This is a genomic window from Candidatus Photobacterium acropomis (assembly GCF_030685555.1).
Classification (GTDB): Bacteria; Pseudomonadota; Gammaproteobacteria; order Enterobacterales; family Vibrionaceae; genus Photobacterium; species Photobacterium lucens.
This window is the reverse complement of record NZ_CP131609.1, coordinates 2,504,223-2,527,184: the sequence shown is the minus strand read 5'-3', so window position 1 is coordinate 2,527,184 and position 22,962 is coordinate 2,504,223. Positions and strand designations below refer to the sequence as shown.

The following is a 22,962-nucleotide window of genomic DNA, read 5'->3' as shown; positions in this document are numbered from 1 at the left end:
AAACAAAATTCTTTGAAACCTGTCACTTTAGTCATTGTATCCCTGTGTTACGTTCGGTGAGCGCAAATTGTGCTGACGATAAATACAAGATGGATGTAAAGATGACTGAGAAGAACCAACAACCACGTAATGACGCTTTGTTTACTGACTTTATTCAAGGTTATTGGCGCATGGCGCAGTGGGGAATGACAGCGCAAGAGCGATTAACCTTTATTAAACAGCATATGGAGCTGGGCATTACAACGGTTGATCATGCGCCTGTTTATGGCAAACCATCTTGTGAATTGTTATTCGGTGAAGCATTAAAGCTACAGCCAAGCGTACGTGATGATCTGACCATTATTTCTAAGTGCGGTATTGTGCCGGGCAAAGAGGTGAATGGTACATCTCAGGTGGCGTACTACGATAGTCGTGCTAGCCATATCTTGAGCTCGGTCGATGAATCACTGCAACGTTTAGGTGTTGATAACCTCGATATTCTGCTTATTCACCGTCCTGATCTATTAATGGATGCCGATGAAATTAATGACGCGTTTGAAAAGCTGTATCAAGCAGGCAAAGTGAAACATTTCGGGGTATCGAATTTCTCGAAAGATGAATTTGCTCTGTTGCAATCGCGTGTTGAAAAGCCATTAGTCACCAATCAAATCGAAATTAACCCTCTACATGCTCAAGCGATTGAAGACGGTACATTAGCGCAATTACAGCAACATCGTGTTCGTCCTATGGCGTGGTCATGTTTAGCAGGCGGCGATATTTATAACGGTGATTCAGAGCAAGCACGTCGTGTGCGTGATACGTTGAATGTATTAAAAGAAGAGTTAAATGCAGACAGCATCGATCAGGTGATCTTTGCATGGTTAATGCGTTTACCAACAAAACCGGCATTATTACTTGGAACGGGCAAGATAGAGCGTGTGAGAACCGCTGTGGCAGCACAGCAACTCGATCTAACCCATGAGCAATGGTATCGCCTATTAGAAGCCTCAAAGGGGCATGGCGTAGCTTAATGTTATCTAAATATACCCAAGCGACTTCAAGATGCCTGATTCAGAGCGAGGTCACTGAGTTGAATTCAAGGAAGGCAACGAAGCGGAATAGCGAGCTCTTTCCAAGTTGTCTGACGCAAGAAGTCGGCTCAGTGACACGCTCCCAAAGGGCGAGCGTCCTTAGCTCTCAGACTTTGTTAACGATTCTCAATGTAGAACCACTATATCTACGAATCGTTGCCGCGCCTGAGAACTAAGGTCGTCTCGCTGAACACTGCATCTTGAGGTTGCTTGGGTATAATAGAAATTTAAGTTAGAAACTAAAAAAGACCTCATGTGAGGTCTTTTTGTTTATGTGTGCTTTATTTTTTGAGCGTAAGGTTTATGCAGGGTTGTGGATGTGTGCTTCACCACCTGCGCCTTTAAGCCACTCGTAAAGGTGCGTTTGTAAATCGCCTAATTGATCAGGACCAATGATTGCTAGACCTAAATCTTGTGCACGTACTAAGTCGTGATGACGTAGTGGGCGGAAACTCACTAGCATTGCGCGGGCTTGTAAGCCACCTAATAGGTCACGCAGTGATTCAAGTTTGTATAACGTATCATCACCATCGTCACGCATGCCTTTGGTCTTACATTCAATGATGTGTAGCTTGTTATTAACGATAGTTGCTACATCCAATTCATTACGTACCTCACGCTCACCGATCTTACGGTAAACCTGCACACCTAATGAGTGGTCTTGGATTGTTGGCAGTTCGTTTTGAATCGCACGTACTGTGCTGTGAACAAGGTTTTCTAACCATTCGCCATTAGCAAATCGACGCGCTTCTTCGTGTTTGAATGTTAGAACGCCATCGCTATAAGTGGCTAAGCCTGTTTCTTCTAAATCCGCTAATAGTGTACCGAGCTCTTTGTAGCCTTGCTGCTTTTCACTCAGTTCTACATGCAGGATTTGTTCTTTACGACAGGTCGTTGCTAGATAGTTTAAGGTCGCTAAACCTGGGCCTAATTCAAGAGCTGAACTTGCCCAGCGTTGTCCTAGTTCCCAAAGCTGTGCGTTTAGGGATTCAGGCATTGGGTTTTCTGATAGCTCACAACGAGCGCCGAAAATAGTCAGGTAATCGGTAATTTGAATGCGGTCTTGAACTTGTTGTTGTTCGCGATCAGATGGGAATAGCCAGCACATTTCATCACTGTAAGGTTCGATAACGTAAATTGGCCAGTGATAAGAGCGGAATACTTCGTAAGCAGAAAGTAGACGGTGACGTAAGCCGCAGCTTGCGTTAAACCAAACGTCACAACCCGTGTCTTTTAGCTGTTCTGCGAGTTGATGAATTCGGTCGCGAATTTGGCTGATGTTGATGATGTCTGGAATAACGAAGAATTCAACATCGATGTGTCTTGGTGTCAAAATAGAAGCTAAGCGGTCGTATTGTTCTCGCTGAATTTCAGTCCCGATAAATACCATTTTTCGAACGGGGACTGCTTCATCAAGCAAGGGAGTGATCAAACGGACGGGGTCCTGATCAATAATACCAACATGAATAATCATAATAATCCTTAATGCGCCAAATTCTTATGGGGGCATATTTTGTGCGCGCATTAATTAATGAGAAGTGAATAAAGGGGCACGCAGCACACTTTAATAGGTTATATGAGGATTTTGAATGCGAAATTCAAGCCTAAAACACGCAGGGATTTTATTTTTCATTATTAGATATCGATAAATGATCTCTACGTATTCCATTATTGTTAATTAACAATTTAATGCTCTTAAAAAGCATAACGCCATCTAAAAAAGATGGCGTTATAGATTAAATAATAAGCTGTTGCTTCGTTGTGCTATTTGCTCAATTAGTGAGTCACAGGGTTAGGTAGCTGTGATGCTAATAGCCAGATCGCTAGTACAAAGAAAACGAGTCCCATGAACTTATGTTGGTTAGCGCGGAATTTCTCACTTTTCAGTAGTGATTTACCAAACGTACCGACTGTGGTCACTAGGAATAAGTTAAACAATAAGCCAAGTACGTTAAGCAGTAAGCCAAGTACCAGCATTTGTTGACCAGAAGTCGCTGTTACATGAGTCGAAACAAACTGTGGCAAAAACAGAACGAAGAAAATCAGTGCTTTTGGATTAAGTAAGTTACTAAATACAGCACGGCGGTAAAGCGTAACGGCCATTTTATTGCTTTTCTTTAGCTCTTCTGGGGCATCGACTGGTGGCGTACGTAAACAATCCCAACCCATCTTTAATAGGTAAGCACCACCTAATAGACGAAGTACTTGCAGGGCGATTGGGTTAACAGCAATTAATGCAGATACACCCATAGCAGCCATGATGGTTAATAGAATACCTGATGTCGCATTACCTAAACTGGCAAAGATACCAACCTTACGCCCATAGCTTAGGCTTGAGCTGGCAATCAGAAGCATGTCGGGACCGGGAATTAATAACAGTGCGATAACCGCAGTTAAATAGAGGGGTAATACGTTTAAATCAATCATGGCTTTTTAACTAAGTTGAGCAGGGGAACATATTCTACCTGTCGATAGTGATTAATTCATTTGTTTTGCGTATTTATTGGTTTAATTTTCCACTATTTACTTATTTTGTAATCCATATGTTTGAATTTTGTTTTTAACTTGAAGGTTTATATTGTTTGGCAATTGCTGATGGTAACAAACTTATTACATTCTTACATTTAAGAGGTGTGAATAACCTCAAAACTCTGCGTCTGATTCATACTTAAAAGATCCTTTTGGCTAAGGGGAAAGCGCAGTGTTTAGAATAAATGTTGATCAAAACATCGTTATTGAACAAGTAAAGGGGCAAGTGTTTGTTCTGACCGATAATGGTGATTATGTTCCCGTTAAAGTTGGCGATAGTTTTTCTGTTGGAGCGGTGTTATTTTTTGCTGATCGCAGCGAAGTGTTAGTGGATCTCGATGGTACAGATCTGTGGCTGAACCAACATTGTAAGGCATGTCTTTCTGACCAAAAGCTAATACATCTCCCTTTGCCTGAGCCTGATTTAGATCCCGGTATAGCAGCATTGCAAGCGGCTATTCTTGGTGGGGAAGATCCCACTAAAACACAAGAAGCAACGGCGGCGGGGCCAGCATCAAACCCCAGTGCTTCTGGTGATCTAAGCTCATCTATTACCGATTCTATTACGATTCCTTATGACAATGATCAGATCTTAGCTAAAGCGGGGTTTGATACTGCTTATGTGCCAGCTTCTCTTCGCCAACAAGATACACCGTTAATTATATTGCCGCCTGATGGTGGCGAATTTGATGATGATCTTTTCTTTGTCGAAGGGGATTTAGTGCCGATCACGTATCCAGTATCGGACAGTGCCAGTGTCTCTGTTGCGGCTGCAACACTGCCTTTAGATGCCAATAGTGTGGCATTTGAAACGACACAACTTGCTGGGTTGCTGGCATTGATGACGGAGAAAATATCATCCAGTGATCGCCCAATGACCTTTCGCTATGACACCGTAAGTAATCAAATCATAGGCAGTAGCGATCAGGGTACGGTACTCACCATAGGTTTGGTGGCTGAGTTGACTAATGGACGAGATGCCAATGTCACCATGACAGTGACACAATTTTTACCGCTAGATCACTTTGCAGGGGAATCTACTAGTGCACCGATTGTGATCAATGGTGAGCAAATTCGCTTATCTTTACCGGTTCAAATTGCAGATAGTAATGGCAACCTTGTTAAAGCCCCGATTGATTTTGTCGCTGTGATTGAAGATGGAAAAATCCCCGGACTCGGTATTGATGATGGCACCACATTTACAGAGCAAGATAGTGATATAACAACACCTCAAGTGGTGACAGGTGAAATCCCAGTCTTAATTGGCAGTGATGAAATTGGCGTAATGACCTTTGCCCAGCAACAAGCTACGTTAGAGGGATTATTGAGTAATGATGTTGCCACCAGCTATAGCGTGTCAGGCAGTACTATTACGGTTGTCCGTAGTGATAATCAGTCGTTGGTATTAACCATAGAAATCAACACTGATGGACGTTACACCGTTAGCCAATATCAAGCCCTAAACCAAGATAACGCATTAGATCAAACTCAATTAGCCTTGGCACTAACCACCACAGATAAAGATGGTGATGTTAGTAATGTGGGTGAATTGATCATTAATATTAATGATGGCGCTAACCCTGAATTAGGTATTGATACTGGCACAAGGATTGTTGAACAAGACCAAGATATTGCTACACCGCAAACGGTGGCAGGGCGAATACCTGTGGATGTAGGAAGCGATCAAATTGCGGCAATGGAATTTGAATCTGAGCAGCCAACATTAGTTGGGCTCTTGAGTAATGATAAGCCAACGGTGTATGTGGTCGACGGCAATAAAATCACCTTACGTCTTGCTGATGCGCCACAAACTGATGTATTGACGATTGAAATTAATAACTCTGGTGATTACACCGTTACTCAATATCAAGCCTTAAACCAACCCGTTAGTACTAATGAAGATAAACTGGCTATTGGTGTTATTGCTATAGATACCGATGGTGATAAAAGTAATGTGGGCGAGCTCAATATCACTATTGTTGATGGGCCTAACCCTGTTATCGATACCGATAAAGGGATCACCTTTACCGAGACCATGGCAGTGCAAACCTTTGATGGCCAAATCACGGTAGATGTTGGCAGTGACGATATCCTTCAAGCTAATTTCACCGCAGAGCAAACCACTTTAAATGGCTTAACCAGTAACGGGCAAGCGACGGATTTCACTATCTCTGGTAACGTCCTTGAGCTATTTGTACCAGCGACAAGCAGTGAGCCTTTGCAACCTGTATTAACAGTTACCCTTGAAACCACAGGGCGTTATAGCGTTGTTCAGCATCAACCGTTAGATCAGAATTTTGATACTAATGTGAATAACCTTGCCCTTGATGTGACCGTAACGGATGCTGATGGTGATACCAGTAATGTCGGGCAATTGTTGATCAATATTAATGATGGCGAGAACCCTACAGGTGAAGGCATTGCTGCTGATGTCACGCTCATAGAAGGAGATTTATCAGAGACAACCGAAAACGGTGGTTACCCGGTAAAAGCTGAGTCTCAGTTTACTGTTCCAGCGGTCAATGATGATTTAGTGGCATCGAGCTTAACGATTGCAGCAGATGTGCAATCACAACTGATTAGTGAGTTAGAGCAGCTTACTGCAACAGGTTTAGCCATGAGCTTTAGTTTCTCGCCTGAGAGTGCTAATGGCACTATGACCTTAGTAGGCAAAGACAGTAACAATGCTGATGTGCTTATTATTAGCTTTACGCCAACTCAAGATCCTAAAAACGTCACCGTAACGATGGACGTTGAGCAATTAAAACCATTGGATCACGATCCTACTGTGTACTCAGGTGGTGATTATGTCTCACTGACGGGGGATGGCATTGATATCCGAGTACCACTTGAAATGCATGACAGTGATTTCGACCCGTTAGTTGTGCCTGTAAATGCAGTGATCACATTAGAAGATGGCAAACCGCCCGTGATTGCCGATCAAACCAAAGCATGGACGGAAGATTTTTCAGGCACAGTTGCAGAGCCGCAACAAATCAATGGGCAGTTAAGTTTTGAACTGCACAGTGATGAAATCAAACAGGTAGTATTAGGCGATATTACTTCTGCTTTTGCTGGTTTAACCAGTGATGGTATTGCGTTAGATGCGAGACTGGCAGATTCGCAAACCAATGAAGTCATCTTGTATTTAACGGGGACTACCACGCCTGTGTTATCACTCACCATCGACACGGATGGTAAGTATGATATTACTCAGTATCTACCGATTGATCAGCCTGTCACACCCAATACGAATACCATTGCGATACCTTATCATGTGGTCGATTTTGATGGTGATAGCAGTAATGATGCCACACTAACGTTAGTGATCACCGATGGTCAAAATCCAACGGGAGCCAACACCACTATAGCCACGGTGGAAGGGGATCTCGCTGCGCCAATTCGTGCGCCATCAACCTCGTTATACCCAATAGAAAGCAGTAAAAATTTAGCCATAGTGGCGGCAAATGACAGTCTTGTTGCTACCTCGTTATCGATTACTCCCAGTGTATTGACTGAATTACAAAACGAGTTGGCTAGCTTAACCTCATCAGGGCAAGCATTAACTATTCTGCATACCGCAAACAGTGTTAGTGGCGCGCAAACCATTACGGCAGTAGACAGTGTCACGAAAGCAGATGTTTTTAGTTTAGTGATTACGCCTGTTCAAAATGGACGAGATGCCGAGTTGCAAATTCAATGGCAACAGTTATTGCCGCTTGATCAACAGCTGGATAGCGGTGGTACTTATGTCACTTTAAAAGACGATACCTTAGACATCGCAGTGCCGTTGATGATGCATGATGGTGATGATGATCCTTTTACTCAGCCAGCCATTGTGACCATTAGCATAAAAGATGGGGCTAACCCTGAGTTTGATATTGATGCGGGCACGACAATCACTGATCCGACAAAAGGGGCTGCAGCCAGTGTGGCAGAGGGGGAAATTGGGATTGAATTGGGCAGTGATAATCTTGAAACCATTACTTTTGATAGCGTCCAAACAGGCTTAACGGGATGGTTAAGTAATGGTACTGAAACTTATGTTCAATCATTCGGTAATAATCTCACCCTGCGATTAGCCAGTGATGATTCCGTAGTATTAAGTGTCGTAATTGGGCTTGATGGTAAATACACCGTAACTCAGTATTTACCATTAAATCAGCCTGTTGAGTCTAATGAAGATACCTTGAAAATTGCTATCACAGGACAAGATTATGATGGTGATAAAGCCCAAGGTGAGTTAGTCATTATTGTTAAAGACGGTGTTGATCCAGTATTAGGGAAAGATCCCGGAACCGACTATACCGAGATCATGACAACACAGGTTAAGCAAGGTCAGATCCCGATTGAAATTGGCAGTGATGATATCGACCATGTGGATATTGCCATCGCTCAACCGACTTTGAATGGGTTAACCAGTAACGCTCAAGCGACCAGTTATCGGGTTAACGATAATGTATTACAACTCTATGTTCCTGCCAGTGGCACTACCTCAGAGCAAAACGTATTAACCGTTACGTTTAATGTCGATGGGAGCTATAGCGTTGAGCAAGATAGGCCGCTAGATCAAAATTTTGATACCAATGTAAATAACCTCGCATTAGATGTGACTGTCACAGATAAAGACGGCGATAACAGCAATGTAGGTCAGCTTATTATTCATATAAATGATGGAGAAAACCCAACAGGCGCAGGTGTTATTGCTGAAGTTGAAGTCACGGAAGGAGACTTAAACCCAACCGGTGATGATCAAGGCTATCCTGTTGCGTCATCAGGCAGCTTTATTGTCCCTGCGGTAAATGATGCATTGGTACCTTCTAGTTTAAATGTCACTGATTTTGTCTTTTTTACGCTAGGACGAGAGCTACAAAAGTTAACCACCAGCGGTAAAGCAGTTGAAGTGGAAGTGATTAATGCGCCAAATGGGGTGCTAACAGTTGAAGTCAATGAGCTATCAGGTGGAGAAAAGGTCTTTAATTTAACCCTAACGCCTATCCAGCAAGGTAATAACGTTAAAGTGGATATGGTGTTAACTCAGTATCAGCCATTAGATCACGATCCTACCAAATTTTCAGATGGTACCTATGTATCAGTAGATGAGGGCAATATTAAGGTAACGGTGCCGATTACTATGCATGATACGGACTTTGATCCACTGGTCGAGCCCGTTAATATTGAAATGGTATTTCGTGATGGTATTGCTCCTATCATTAATGAGCAATCTATAACGTGGACAGAAGGCTTTGATGGTGCGATTACACAGCCACAACAAATTACGGGTTCGCTGGTGTATGGCAGTCACAGTGATGCGATAAAAGAAGTTCTGTTCATCGATCCAAGCCAAGCCTTTGCGGGGATCACCAGTGATGGTATTGCACTTGAAGTGGTGTTTGATCCCGCAACGCCTAATCAATTTAAAGTGCAATTAGCTGGAACTACCACAGAAGTATTAAGTGTCTCTATTACGCCAGATGGCAGTTACACCATTAGCCAAAGCCTTCCCATTGATCAACCTGTCATACCGAACCAAAACGTGATTGATTTGAGTGTTCAGTTAGAAGATTTTGATGGGGATAAAAGTGATGTAGCAACACTACAACTTATAATCAAAGATGGTATCGATCCGAATGGAGTCAACGCAGATTTTAATGTGGTTGAAGGGGATTTAATTCCGCCAACGATTGGCCCATCGACATCAACCAATCCGGTTACGACGAATAACACCACTATCGTTCCTGCAACCAATGACATTTTAGTTGCTAACAGTTTATTGCTAACCGCTGATAACATTACTGCCATTAAAACCGCATTAGAACAGATCACCTCGCAAGGTGAAGCGGTATTAGTGGCGCTAACGCAAGATACCACCAGCAAGGTTATCTCACTGGTCATGACTAAAGACAATCCAGCGAAAGATACCGTCTTTGAACTAACCATTACTCCGGTGCAAAACGGACGTAACGTCGAGCTGCAATCTCAGCTGGTGGAATTATTACCGATTGATCATCTTAATGATGTGCTCACCACAGGGCTTGTAACCATGACGCAAGCCAATTTAGCCATTGGTATTCCACTTCAATTGCATGATGCTGATGATGACCCATTGCAAAATCACACAGTCTTAACCGTTAATCTTGCGGATGGGGATTTACCGAGTTTTGGCGCAGATACGAATACTGAATTTACGGAAATTAATACAGCTGAAGGTAATATTGCGCTCAATGTTGGCAGTGATGAAATCATTCATATTGATTTAAAAGCCGATCAACCTTCGTTAGCCTCACTGACCAGTAACGGCTATGCCACGCAATATAATGTGGTGGGTAATACAGTGACGGTAGTCAGGCAAGATGATTCCACCATTGAAGTGTTAGTGGTTCAGTTAGACCAAACTGGTGATTACAGGGTGGTGCAATATCAACCCTTAGATCAGTTAAAAACGACTAATAAATTAGAAATAACCCTAGCCGTTAGCGCTACCGATCAAGATTTAGATGTGAGTGCTACTGACGGTGAAATTAACATCACTATTGTAGATGGGTTAGATCCAACTGGTAACTTTGTAGGCACCACTAATATTAATGTGACGGAAGGAGATGTTAGTGAACCCATTGGATCGCCTAATGGTTACCCAGTATCGAATTCGGCCTTATTTACGTTAACAGCAGGAGTAGACAGGTTAGATCCTGATACGGTGACTTTTGTTAATCCTTTCCTGAATGATTTATTGAGTGAGTTACAGTCTGAAGTGACGACACTTGGTGGTGAAACACTTAACTATAGCTTTGATCAAAATAGCCACACTTTAACCGCCCAATATGATGGTAATACTTATTTTACTATCAGTTTAACTGCCGCCAATGTGGTGGGCAGTAAAGATGCAGAAGTCTTGGTGACCTATGAGCAATTTTTACCGCTTGATCATAATAAAGAAGGTAACGATAGCGGCTATGTACAAGTAAGCGGTGATTTGATCAGTATTAACTTACAAGTACAAATCCAAGATACCGATGGTGATCATTTAGATACCCCTGTACCTGTGACGATCAATATTAATGATGGTTTTGATCCAACTATTATCAGCACTCAAGATTTAACCGTAGAAGAGAGTGATATTCGTGAAGATGGGCCAAATCATCAAGGTTCAACACCATCAGGCAGTGATGATCGTGCATCTGGGATCTTAGTGTTAGATGAAGGCAGTGATTTCATCAATAACTTTCGCTTAGATAGCGATTTATTTACCACGCTTAATCCGACGTTAACTAGCCAAGGTACAGCAGTGACCTTGTATGAACATGAGATTGGTACTTATTCAGGCTTTGCTGATACTCGCACCATATTTACTGTGATATTTACGCCAGATGGGGAATATGCCGTTAACCTGTTTGGTGCGATCGATCACCCCGATCCCGGTAAAGACAGCAAAGATATTATCCTACCTGTGGCGGCTATTGATGATGATGGTGATGAAAGTGCTTTTGCCAATATTCGAGTGACTGTGGTCGATGATATTGCCAATGGACGTAACATCACCATTGCTTTATCTGAAGGGGAAGAAAATGTTGCAGGGCAAACCTTACTAACTAATGCTCGAGAAGGGGCCGATAACGCCACTGTCGTCAGTGTGATTGATTTAGGTGAAGAAAAACCCCTTACAGGCACCGATTTTACTGTTATTCCTATTCATGAGGGCGGTGATACTACTAATCCGGGGCAATTGCTGGGTGAACTGTCGATAAAACCTGATGGGACGGTCAAGTTCACCGCAGCAACTGATATTACTCAAACCGATGCGTTGCTTGAATATACCTTTAATTACCGTGTCACCGATGGTGATGGTGATACTGAGCTGCGTACCATTACTTTACAAATTGAAGATGGTGAAGCACAGATCATTATCGAGCCTGATCCGATAGTTACTTATGAAGATGTTGGACGAGAAGACGATCCGAGTGAAGTGCTCATTGAGCCACCGAGTGGTGCGCCAGTCTCACTGAAAATCAATGTGGGTGATGATGATCGTGGCGAGTTCTTACAGCAAGTTTTAATCACTATTCCAGCCGAAACTCACGGCACTTTTTATTTAAATGGCACTGCACTTGCGACCAGTGCTGATGGGCTGTCTTATGTTATTCCGGTGACTGATTTTACCACCACAGATAACATTATTTACGATTTAGCTGGGCTCAGTTTTATTCCTGATGCTGACTTTTCTACCGCGAATGGCAATTTGGAATTTGAAGTCAAAGCGCAAGTGGGGGTGACATCGGGTACACCATTACCAGAAGCTGTGACAACCTTTGAAATTAAAGTTGAAGGGATTGCCGATATTCCAACGTGGGATGACAGTGAAACCCAAGTACATTACACCATTGATGAAGATTCAACAGGAGTGAGCTTACAGTTAAAAGCTGACTTGAATGATACCGATGGTTCAGAAACCTTGTCGTATATCATCACCATGGAACCCGATGGAGAAGGCCATATACATGGTGAGTTAAAAGGTAATAACTTGGTTGATTTAGGCAATAACCAATACCAAGTTGCTGCCGCTGATGTGGGAAGTTTAGTCGTCACGCCAGATGCCAATTACAGTGGTGATATAAAGCTAACTGCCGTGGCGCAAAGTAAAGAAGAAGTGGTGTTTGTTACAGGTAAACAAACGGCTGATTCGGTGGTGCGTGACATTATTATCAATGTTGAGCCCATCGCTGATGAAACCACATTAAAAGTGACTCGGGTATCTTCTAATGAAGATGAACTGATTAATTTAGCCAGTCATGTCAGCTTGTCACAAACCGTCGATCAAGATGGCTCTGAAATTGAATGTGTACGTTTTTCAAATTTACCCGTTGGTGCACAAATTCTGTTAAACGGTACCGCGGTCGTTGAGAGCCCTGCGGGCTCTGGCGTTTATGAGGTTAATTACGCCGATATTGCCAATGCGCAGTTAAAACCTACTCCAGAAAGTAATGTAGATTTTGAAATCACAGTACAAGGTGTCGTGAAAGACAGTGCCAGTATTACTAACAGCAGTAATGTGGTGGTGAATGCTAACGATGAATACTTAACACCTACGCAGCAACTTGAAGTGAGTTTAAAAGGTGTCGCAGATATTCCGATTTTTGATATCAATATCGACAGTAACGGTAATGGGGTATTAGATGTTGATGAGTGGGCGTATATCAACAATGATCCGACTCAAGGCATTGAAACCTTAATTGATGAAGACAGTGCTGCGGTCTTTGATTTTTCAATCGTCAGTGGCGAAACCCCTTTTAAACAACCAGATGATAATTCAGAAACCTTGAGCTTGGTGTTATCGGGTATTCCTGAAGGTGTGATGTTAAAAGACTCAGAGGGGAATGAGCAAAGTTTAGTGTTTGCTGGTTACGATGCTGAAGGCAATCCTATTTATGAAGTAGAGTTATCATCACTAAAAGATATTCAGGTGATCCCACCACTTAACAGTACTCAAGATATTGAACTTGATGCCAAGATATTAGTCACTGAAAATGATGGTGATGTACGTAGTTTTGATCGAAAAATTCTGATTAATATTCAGCCTGTTATTGATGCGGCAAACTACACCATTGTCAGTGATAACAATGTACTAGAAGATCAAGATAATGTTGTTTTGTGGCGACCAACTGCAGCGCAAGGTTTTACCGATAGTGCTGAAACCATTACGCAAATTCGCTTTGGTGGTATTCCATCGGATTACACCTTATTAATTGACGGCACTCCGCTGATGCTGGTGGCAGGAGAGATCACCTTAAGTGATAGTCAGCGTGATGAACTACTGGCAGGCAAGCCACTACAACTACGTGCGCCACAAGACTCTGATCGCGATTTAACGTTCCAGTCCTATCTCACTGTTGAGCAAACCGATAATGATGGTGAAAACACTGCAATAAAAGAAATCATTGGCCAATTAGAAGTCGATATTCAGGCAGTAGTAGAGCCTGATGGTGTGCTGGCGGTACGTGATAGTAGCGATATGATTCTGACCACGCTCACCAGTACCACAGGTGGTGTGATTGATTTATCAACCGATGCTGCTTCTATTGGGCGGGTGTCTTTTACGGGGGAATCAACACCAGTCGTTATTGATCATAGTGATGAAGTGATACGTCGCATTGTGGTGAAGTTTCCTCAATCAGTGGCAGAGCCCGGGGATTTCGTGGTCATTGGCGGGATCAGCGATGGTGCAGGGGCGTGGACGGTACCTGAATCGCAATTAGATAATTTGAAAATCACTGCACCAACAGGGTTTAACTCCACAATAGATATAACCATTAGTGCTGAGGTGCAAGATCTTGGTGATAATGGTGAAGGTGATGTTAGCTCTCTTGTTCCCTTTACTACTCCCATTACATTAGATTTTACCCCTAATACCAGCATGATCACCGAATTAGCCGGTGATATTGTCTTTAATCCTGATGTGGTAACAGGGTTTGAAGATGATCCTATTAATCTCGGCGATCAGATTGAAGGTGACATTATCATTGGCTCGGTTAATGGCGAGCAAAATCATGACTCTGTTACCATCGTTATTAAAGCGTCTGATCTGCCAAGTGGAGTGACAATATCAGGGACTGACTTTGACTTTATTGATGGCGAATACGTCATGATTGTGCCTGTCGATGGTGCAGGTAACGTTGATTTAAGTGGTATCGCATTAAATCCAGCGACAGATTTTGCCGGTGATTTTCAGTTTGATCTGCATATTGTTAACACCGATACCACCAGTGGTAATACTAAAAACTTAATTAAGCCTGTTACCGTACGTATTGAGCCTGTAGTAGATGTACCACCAAATGGTACGCCAACCCTTTCTATTGAAGTATTACGTACAGAAAAGCTTGATGTTGATGAGCAACCTGTACCTGATACGGGTAAGGCGGAAGTGATCATCAATGGGCAAGCTTACGAAGATGGTCGAGTCGTTTTAGGCATTTCAGCTACCTTAAAAGACATTAGCACGACGCTGAATGAAGGGCTGGAGAGTTTAAAGCAGGTTGAACTGACGGTTGATGCCAGCCAAGGGGCATTTGTCCAAAGTGATGGTAGCTTGGTACAAACCATCACTGTTGATAAGGTAAATCTCGATAATATTCCATTTCAGCCAGTGAAAGATTTTAGCGGTAATGTTTCCATGTCTGCGGTTGCTACTGTTGAAGATGATGTGACGTATAGCTTTACCACCCCAGCAACCGCGCAAGCGACAGGCACGTTTACTGCCACGGTTGATTTTGATGTGATCCCCGTTGATGATCCGGTCAAATTTACTGGGGTTGATACCACTATTAAGGGCGATGAAGATCAGGCTGGTGGTATTAGCCTTGGTAGTATCAGTTTTGATGTCGGTGACAGTGATGGCTCTGAGCAAATTATTTCTGCCAAAATCACCAACGTGCCTGATGGTTTCGTATTAACAGGACCAGTAAGTAACTTAGGTAGTGGTGAGTGGAGTGTGTCGCTGCCTGTAGGAATGCAATCTGGCAGTTTAGCTGGGGTGAATGTGGTGCCAGCGGAAAACTATAGCGGTACTTTAGCTCTTGGCGTGTTGGTGTTTACCAAAGAAGATTTGCTCACTGATATTGCGCAAAATGAAGCAACAGTGAATCTTGAGGTGTTACCAGTCGGCGATAAAATTGATTCCGATGTAACCACGTCCTATACCGGTTCTGAAGATCAGCCTATTACTATTACACTAGATTTAGCGGTGCGAGATAACGCAGATAGCATCGTGCCTTCCCAATCTAATACATCTGAAAATGCCCCTGAAAAATTGCATGTTGTTATTACTGATGTGCCAGATTCAAGCTCTTTTGATGCACCAGCTGGCGGCAGTGCTGAAAAGCAGCCCGATGGTTCATGGATTATTATTTCTGGCGGCACAACGTTAGATACACTGGTTTATCATCCTGGTGATGCTAACGGCAATTACACCATGAATTTTGATATGCGCTCTGTCGATAATGGCGTGTTGGCAGATAACAGTTTAGCGGTGGTTAAAACCTTAACCTTTGATGTTGCTGCGGTAAATGATGCCCCTGTGAATACATTACCTGCCGGTATTAATACTGATGAAGATGTAGGTGTGATTATTTCAGGGATCAGCGTGAAAGATGTTGATGCTGAAAGTGGCAATATGACGGTAACCTTATCGGTTGAACATGGTGTATTAAATGTATTAAGTACCACTGCAATTACAGTCACCGATAATAATTCCGCTTCAGTTACCTTAACGGGCACGCTGACTAACCTGAATGATGCATTAGCCGCAGGTGTGCATTATCTCAATGATGTTAATTTCTTTGGTGACGACACTTTAACCATGCTCACCAATGATAATGGCAATACAGGATCAGGTGGTGCGAAAATTGATAGTACTCAAACCAAGATCACGGTCGCCCCACAGCCCGATGTACCGATTATTGAGTTAGAACGTCCACAAACTGCCAATATCCACACTGTGGCTGGCTCTTTATTACCGTTAATAGGGTTAATGGCATCGGTGGTCAATCCTGCGCCTAATGAGCTGTCTGTTGTTATCAGTGGTTTAAATGATGGGGATTTGGTCGATGGCAATGGCACCATTGTCGGCACACAAATTTCAGCAGGTACGTATCGTGTACCTGTTAGCAGCTTAGAGGATTTATATCTCACAGGACTTGCTGCTGGCACCAATACGTTAACGGTGGAAGCCGAATCTACCGTCGGTAGTGATAGCTTATTATCTGCAACATCTATCACCTTAAACATTAATGTTGAACCCGATACTGTTACTACGATAGATGCCAGTACATCACCTAGTGGTAGTGGTGAATTGATTGTCGATGATGATCAAGATCGCACCTTAATCGGCAGTGATGATGATGATATTTTCTATGCCCGTGGTGGTAACGACATTTTAACGGGTAACGCAGGTGATGATCTGTTTGTGTGGCAACTGGGTGATATTGATGGTTCAACGGATGTGATCACTGACTTTACTTTGGGTGAAGATAAGATCGATCTCACTGAAGTATTAGATGACAGTGCAGGGGATGGGCTGAATTTAGATGATTTACTGGCAGGCATTAATGCTGATGCATCCAGTGGCAAAGTTGAGTTGACGGTAACAGCCAGTAACAGTAATACCCAAAATATCACCTTAGATAATATCCAAGCAGCTGATTTAGGCTTAGCGGATACTGCAACCAGTACCCAGCTTATTACTGAGCTATTTAATCAATCGAGCTTTAGTACCAGTTAGCTTTTTGTCATTGCGATACCTAATTAATTTGGGTATCGAAGCTGATAAAGAAAAAGATCACTACTAATAATAGAAGCGATCTTTTTAATATTGGTACAGTTACAGATCAGCGTATTACGCCTTGTTGCTGTGAAAGTGGAAACGCTGGTGGAAATATTCTTTTAGGTGCTCTTCCATTTCATGAACTTTGGCATCAATGGCATCGCAAAGCACTTTGTCGTTGTTCATCGCGTTAACACGGTTGATCACCATATCTTCAATCGCTTCTTTTTGTGCTTCTGTTAATTCAACTTGGTTTGCATTTGTCATTGTTTTTATCCTACAGACAGTGAGAACAAGCTAGTAGATAACTGCTTACTTGCCAATTTTCTTCATCATATCGAGATCAGTTATCAGTTGGAATATCTGTAATCAGACATTGCTGTTATGAGTGTTAATAAACATCATGACAAATTAATGTGATTTAAATCTCACTATTGGACATTGTTAAAAGCTTACGCGTAAAATAGCCGTCCATACAAAAAATGCGGTTATAAAGGTGCAGTTGTTGATGAGCAATGTTGCGATGAAAGAGAATTTTGAGTTATTGGCACCCGGTGGTGATATTGAATCCATTAAAGCAGCTATTGCTGCGGGTGCGGATGCGATCTACTGTGGTTTGGACAGTTTCAACGCACGAAACCGAGCAACTAACTTAACCTTTGATGTTCTCAGCGGCATCATTCGTTTGGCTCATCAGAACAATTGTAAGATCTTCCTGACCTTAAACATCGTAGTATTAGATAGCGAAATTCCTGCGGTGATCCGTTTATTAAATAAGCTAGTCAATACCAAGGTTGATGGTGTGATTTTGCAAGATTTAGGCTTGTTCCACATCATTAAAAAGCATTTCCCTACCTTGGATGTGCATGCTTCTACTCAGATCAATACCCATAACGATGGTCAAATTCTGTTTTTAAAACAGCTACAAGCAAGCCGTGTTAACTTATCCCGTGAATTAAATATTGGTGAAATTAAACATCTGGCGCAGTTTGGTCATCAGCATGATGTGTTAATGGAAGTCTTTGTTCACGGCTCTTACTGTATTGGATTCTCTGGCTTGTGTTACATCAGCTCTGTGAAAAATGGTAACTCAGGTAACCGTGGTCGTTGTAGTCAGCCTTGTCGCGATCAATACCAAACCACCGCTGCGGGTAAAGATTTTCCACTGAACATGAAAGATAACTCAGCGTTCGGCAATATGGCGGAGCTTGCTGATGCTGGCGTGTATTCATTAAAAGTGGAAGGACGTATTAAGAAATCACACTACGTCTATACCGTGGTGGATCAATGGCGTCAGCAGATCGACCGTTACTGCGAGCAAAAGCCGCTATTAACCGATACCACATCACTGTTTACCGTTTTTAACCGTGACTTTTCTAACTCGTACCTACAAGGCGATATCAATAAGAGTATGTTTATTGATAACCCACGAGATAACTCGGTGAAGCACTTCTCACAAATCTATCAAGCGACCACCATTGATGATGTGAAAGGTGTTAAGCAAAAGCTGTATGACGATAAAACGGCGATTATCCAAAACGTTGAAGCTGTCACTAAAGATATGGATGTTAGCTCGCTACCACTCAGTATTGTCTTTAGTGGTCAAGAAGGACAACCATTAACGATTGTAGTAACCGCGCCTGAGAAAAATATCACGCTGCAATCTGAATCGGCACTGATCGGTAGCCATAAGCACACCTTAACCCATGACATGCTGGAAAAGCGTTTCCAAAGTTTGGCAAATGAAGGTGAATACCAAATCACTGAATTCAATACTTCAGATTTGGCGGAAGGCACATCGATTCCGTTTGCTGAGCTAGCACAGCTTAAAGATCAAATTGGTTATGTATTAAATGGTGAAGTAGCGATTGTTGCGCCGATTGATACACCAAAACCACGTAACAGCGCAAGTCATCGTAAACCTACAGGCATTAAGCCAGAGCTGGCCATTTTGATTTCAGAGCCAAGTTATGTGGCATTAAATCAAGATAACGATGCGGTACTTTACTACGCCATTGCTGAAGGTTTATCAATGGAGTTGGAGAAAACCGTCGCACTGTTTGAAGAAAATCCGCACCTCATCCCTTGGTTCCCTGCGATCTTAATTGGTGAAAACTACCAAGCGGCAGTGGCGTTTATTGAGCGTGTTAAACCGACTCGACTTGTTACTAACAATAACGGTATTGCGTATGTGGCTTACCAGCAGGGGATTGATTGGATTGCAGGTCCTTATCTGAACCTGACGAACTCCTTTAGTTTGCAGTGTATTGCGGATGAATTTAATGCGAAGGGTGCATTTGTTTCTAACGAGATCAATCGTAAGCAAATTAACCCGTTGGTGTGCCCTGAAAACTTTGAGTTGCACTATAGCATTTACCACCCATTAATGATGCTAATGAGCCGTCAGTGTTTATTCCATCAAACTGTGGGTTGTAAGAAAAAGCGTTTTGATAATAAGTGCTTACGTAAGTGTGATAAGTCAGCGTCTATCTTGAGCTTAAAAGATGCCTCGTTTGTATTAGATAAACAAAGAGGTGCGCATAACGCCTTATACAGTCAGCAGAACTACATGAACTTACAAGCGGTTACAGATTTCCCTGACAAGTTTACTCGCTTTATGATTGATCTTCGTGATATTAAAACGGACACACAAATCAGTGCTGATAAAGCAACGCTAGTATCGCTGTTTAATGCCTACATTCACGGTGATATGAGTGCTCGTGAAACGCTAGAGCAAACCATTGTTGGCACGATCCATCATCAATATAAGAAAGGCTTGTAAGTTCATCAGTTAACTTAGGCTAGGAAGTAAAACGGAAAAGTATCATGGTAGAGATTAAGATTGTCGCTTTTGATGACGCCCATCGAGGGTTGATCCGCACAGTACGTGATCAGGTTTTTATTCAAGAGCAGCACATCGATCCTGAGATTGAATTTGATGATTTAGACTCAGAAGCGGTACATGTACTGGTGATGGATGGCGAGCAACCATTAGGTACAGGTCGTATTTTAGCGGACGGTCATATTGGTCGTATTGCAATTATGAAAGCGGCACGTGGACAAGGCTTAGGGGCGAAAGTCGTTCAAGCGTTAGTCGAATATGCCCAGCAGCAAGGCTACCCACGAGTGGACTTAGGCGCGCAAACCCATGCTGTCGATTTTTACCGTAAGCTAGGTTTCATGCCATACGGTGATGAGTTTATGGAAGCTAATATTCCGCATCAAGCCATGGAGCAGATGCTGGCTTGAGTGTGATATAAGCCAAACAACAAAATAACAAAAGGGTGATGGATACTGACTATAGCGAGTTCAACGTACCATCACCCTTTTATTTTTCTCAGTCTTAACCCCTAAAGAGTTAAGAAGTGATTAAATTACCTGTTTACCTTGTACCCAAACTTTAGATACGTTTTCTGGTTGTGCTAAAGCGATGATCTTCTCAATCACATCTTGTGGCGAATCAAACTCAGGCCAGATACGCAGATTGCCGACTTGCGCTTTGGCTTCCACTACAATGGCATCAAAGTGATAACTTGGCACAAATATACCAATCTTCTCTTTTAATACCTTCCCGCCACCGTTAGTTGCCATCCAGAATGCTTCATTGAAACTGATACGGCTATTAGCGATACCGCGTTGCTCTGCAGATAAGTAAATGTTGACACCTTCTTCACGCACTCGAGAGTGAGATACCGCATCAAAAGCCGAGCGGAAAATTGAAGGGGTTGGCGCGCCTGCAATATCACTGCCTAAACCAATATGAATGTCTTGATTTAATAGCTCACGAGCAGGCATGGCTGCATTAGCAAAGAACATATTAGATAACGGACAGTGGGCAATACCTGCATCCACTTGCTTGATAGTGGCAATGTCTGATTGGGTTAAAAAGATCGAATGCGCTAAAATCGCTTTATTGGTTAATAGCCCTGTTTCGGCATATAACTCAATATCCGTCATATTGTAGTGTTGCTGACTGTAATCTCGTGCCCAATCACTTTCTGAACAGTGGGTTTGCATGTGCAAATCGTGTTGTTGGACTAAACCACCTAAGGCTTTTAGTAATTCATGGCTACAGCTTGGCACAAAGCGTGGGGTGATCACAGGTTTGACTAATCCAGCCTGATTACCATGTAGGGACTGAACGTTATGAATGAATAACTCGGTATCATCTATCGCATCAGCGACACTGGCCTCACGGTAATAATCAGGACATTGCGCTGGGTTATCCATATTGATTTTGCCGACGAACGCACGTTGACCGATGGATAAACAAGTTTTAGCCAATAGCTCTGTAGACTGGCGATAAATCGAAGCAAAATACACCGCACTGGTTGTCCCGTTAGCAAGTAAACGTTGACTCACATCTTGGTAAACCGCAGTCGCAAATTGATTATCTTGATAACGGTTTTCTAGCGGAAACGTATAGTTTTGTAGCCAATCATACAGTGGTAAGTCTAAGCCTTTACCTGCTTGTGGCCACTGCGATGCATGACAATGTAAATCAACTAAACCCGGTAGTAAATATTGCCCTTTGTTTAACACCTGTAATTTATTGGCATGTTGTAGCTGCGCTAATACTTGGGTGTATTGCAGATCGTCTTGGCGGTAAGTGGCAATAATGTCACCAACATGATCAACTAAGATCAAGCCATTAGGATTAAATTCAATCTCACCTTTAATCGGACAATGATAGCTATCACCTTGAATAGCGAACTGAATATTATCTAGATCAAGCATGTTCATTCTCCGTTGCTACAGTTTCTTCTTGGCTTACTGGCAGCAGAAAATTAAGCACAACAGCTGCAATAGCACCAATCGCAATACCGGAATTAACTAGGTAGCCTAACAGTTGAGGTAGGGCATAGACTAATTCACGCGGCATCAGCACTGCACCGAGTGACAGCATAATCGGTAAACCAATTACCAACATATTGCGTTCATTGAGTTGGATATTTTGAATAACGCGGAAGCCATTCATTGCAATAACCACACAGATCACCGCAAAAATACCCGAAATCACAGGGTGCGGAATAGAGGCAATAATACTGGTGAGTTTCGGCATTAAACCGAGTAGCAATAAGATAAAGCCACCAGCAATAATAGCGCGACGAGAAGCCACGCCAGTGACGGCAATAATGCCAGCATTGGTTGAATAACCGGTTACTGGGCTTCCACCAATCGCAGCACAAAATAGATTACCCACCGCTTCACCGGTTGCCCCTCGATTTAGGCGATCATCGGTTAGTTGTACATTGGTAACAGCACTGACCGCACACCATGTTCCAGTGGTTTCAACCAGCACAATAACCGAGATAAATAGCATGGTTAGGATAGCGATAGGATCAAACACCAATTCGCCAAAAGGTAACAGGCTTGGAAGTTGGAACCATGCTGCTTCTTTTACCGATGAGAAATCTGCCATGCCATACATGGAAGCAGTGGCAGTACCAATCACAATTGCGCCTAATACCGACACTAAACGCAGCCAATGTAAGGTTTTAAATAAACAACCGAGTAAGATAAACGCTGATAACGATGTCATGCTTGCTAGTGCAATGACGATATTGGCACTAGGTTGTTCACTGTTATAAATACCATTAAAGGCAATCGGTAATAGTGAAATACCGACCACAATGATCACCGTGCCACCGACAATGGGTGGGATCAGCTTTCTTACAATGGCGCTAAATAGGTTAAACGGCTTGCCGAGTAGAGCAATAAACAACGCTACAGGAATTAATGCCCCGTATACCGCACCCATACCCAAGGTTTTGCCAATAGCCGCAATCGCACCAATAGGAATGTAAGAAGGCCCTTGCATTACTGGCATTTTCAATAGATGCGTTGATTGTAAAATAGTCGCTAAACCTGCGACGACAAAGGTCATTTGGATCAGCGATGAAGTATCTGCCACAGTTAAGGAAAGTAAGCCAGCCAGAATAATGGGAACAATATACAGATCCATGGCTAAAACGTGTTGAACGCCTAGCGATAGCGCACGAGGTAACGAGATTTTTTCATCAATATTAATCATGGTTTTTATCTACCAGT

At 42.7% G+C, this 22,962-nt stretch carries 9 protein-coding genes; 4 read left to right on the top strand and 5 right to left on the bottom strand.

Annotation, left to right across the window (positions count from 1 at the left end):
- Positions 1-101 precede the first annotated feature (101 nt).
- Positions 102-1,010: an aldo/keto reductase gene (locus Q7657_RS18475; RefSeq protein WP_107165326.1), complete on the top strand. Its 909-nt coding sequence runs from the start codon at positions 102-104 to the stop codon at positions 1,008-1,010.
- 361 nt (positions 1,011-1,371) lie between these two features.
- Here Q7657_RS18475 and Q7657_RS18470 read toward each other — a convergent pair whose 3' ends face one another.
- Together Q7657_RS18470 and Q7657_RS18465 are read right to left on the bottom strand one after the other, a co-directional pair.
- Entirely contained in the window at positions 1,372-2,544 is a 1,173-nt protein-coding gene (locus tag Q7657_RS18470; RefSeq protein WP_107165324.1) for a Card1-like endonuclease domain-containing protein, read from the bottom strand.
- Positions 2,545-2,846: 302 nt separating this feature from the next.
- Complete coding sequence (locus Q7657_RS18465; protein ID WP_107165323.1) at positions 2,847-3,497, bottom strand: LysE family translocator; 651 nt, start codon at positions 3,495-3,497, stop codon at positions 2,847-2,849.
- 274 nt (positions 3,498-3,771) lie between these two features.
- Between Q7657_RS18465 and Q7657_RS18460 the strand changes: the two genes are divergently transcribed.
- On the top strand, positions 3,772-16,869 hold the full coding sequence (locus Q7657_RS18460; protein WP_107165322.1) for a retention module-containing protein: 13,098 nt from the start codon (positions 3,772-3,774) through the stop codon (positions 16,867-16,869).
- A 114-nt stretch (positions 16,870-16,983) separates the two neighbouring features.
- On the opposite strand, the gene Q7657_RS18455 is transcribed toward Q7657_RS18460, so the two are convergent.
- The gene (locus Q7657_RS18455; RefSeq protein ID WP_008987455.1) at positions 16,984-17,178 is read right to left on the bottom strand and encodes a hypothetical protein; all 195 of its coding nucleotides are present in this window, start codon (positions 17,176-17,178) and stop codon (positions 16,984-16,986) included.
- A gap of 241 nt (positions 17,179-17,419) precedes the next feature.
- Between Q7657_RS18455 and Q7657_RS18450 the strand changes: the two genes are divergently transcribed.
- Positions 17,420-19,693: a peptidase U32 family protein gene (locus Q7657_RS18450; RefSeq protein ID WP_107165321.1), complete on the top strand. Its 2,274-nt coding sequence runs from the start codon at positions 17,420-17,422 to the stop codon at positions 19,691-19,693.
- Between the two features lie 44 nt (positions 19,694-19,737).
- Positions 19,738-20,160, top strand: coding sequence for a GNAT family N-acetyltransferase (locus Q7657_RS18445; protein WP_107165320.1), 423 nt, complete (start codon positions 19,738-19,740; stop codon positions 20,158-20,160).
- 120 nt (positions 20,161-20,280) lie between these two features.
- Here the strand turns inward: Q7657_RS18445 and Q7657_RS18440 are convergent, their stop codons facing one another.
- On the bottom strand, positions 20,281-21,648 hold the full coding sequence (locus Q7657_RS18440; protein WP_107165319.1) for an amidohydrolase family protein: 1,368 nt from the start codon (positions 21,646-21,648) through the stop codon (positions 20,281-20,283).
- The gene (locus tag Q7657_RS18435) at positions 21,641-22,945 is read right to left on the bottom strand and encodes a solute carrier family 23 protein (RefSeq protein ID WP_107165318.1); all 1,305 of its coding nucleotides are present in this window, start codon (positions 22,943-22,945) and stop codon (positions 21,641-21,643) included. Before Q7657_RS18435 ends, Q7657_RS18440 begins: the two co-directional genes overlap by 8 nt.
- Between the last annotated feature and the right edge of the window lie 17 nt (positions 22,946-22,962).

Coding starts and splice junctions, on each gene's coding strand:
- Q7657_RS18470 (WP_107165324.1), bottom strand. CDS start 2,544: ATGATTATTCATGTTGGTATTATTGATCAGGACCCCGTCCGTTTGATC.
- Q7657_RS18440 (WP_107165319.1), bottom strand. CDS start 21,648: ATGCTTGATCTAGATAATATTCAGTTCGCTATTCAAGGTGATAGCTAT.
- Q7657_RS18450 (WP_107165321.1), top strand. CDS start 17,420: ATGAGCAATGTTGCGATGAAAGAGAATTTTGAGTTATTGGCACCCGGT.
- Q7657_RS18445 (WP_107165320.1), top strand. CDS start 19,738: ATGGTAGAGATTAAGATTGTCGCTTTTGATGACGCCCATCGAGGGTTG.
- Q7657_RS18465 (WP_107165323.1), bottom strand. CDS start 3,497: ATGATTGATTTAAACGTATTACCCCTCTATTTAACTGCGGTTATCGCA.
- Q7657_RS18475 (WP_107165326.1), top strand. CDS start 102: ATGACTGAGAAGAACCAACAACCACGTAATGACGCTTTGTTTACTGAC.
- Q7657_RS18455 (WP_008987455.1), bottom strand. CDS start 17,178: ATGACAAATGCAAACCAAGTTGAATTAACAGAAGCACAAAAAGAAGCG.
- Q7657_RS18435 (WP_107165318.1), bottom strand. CDS start 22,945: ATGATTAATATTGATGAAAAAATCTCGTTACCTCGTGCGCTATCGCTA.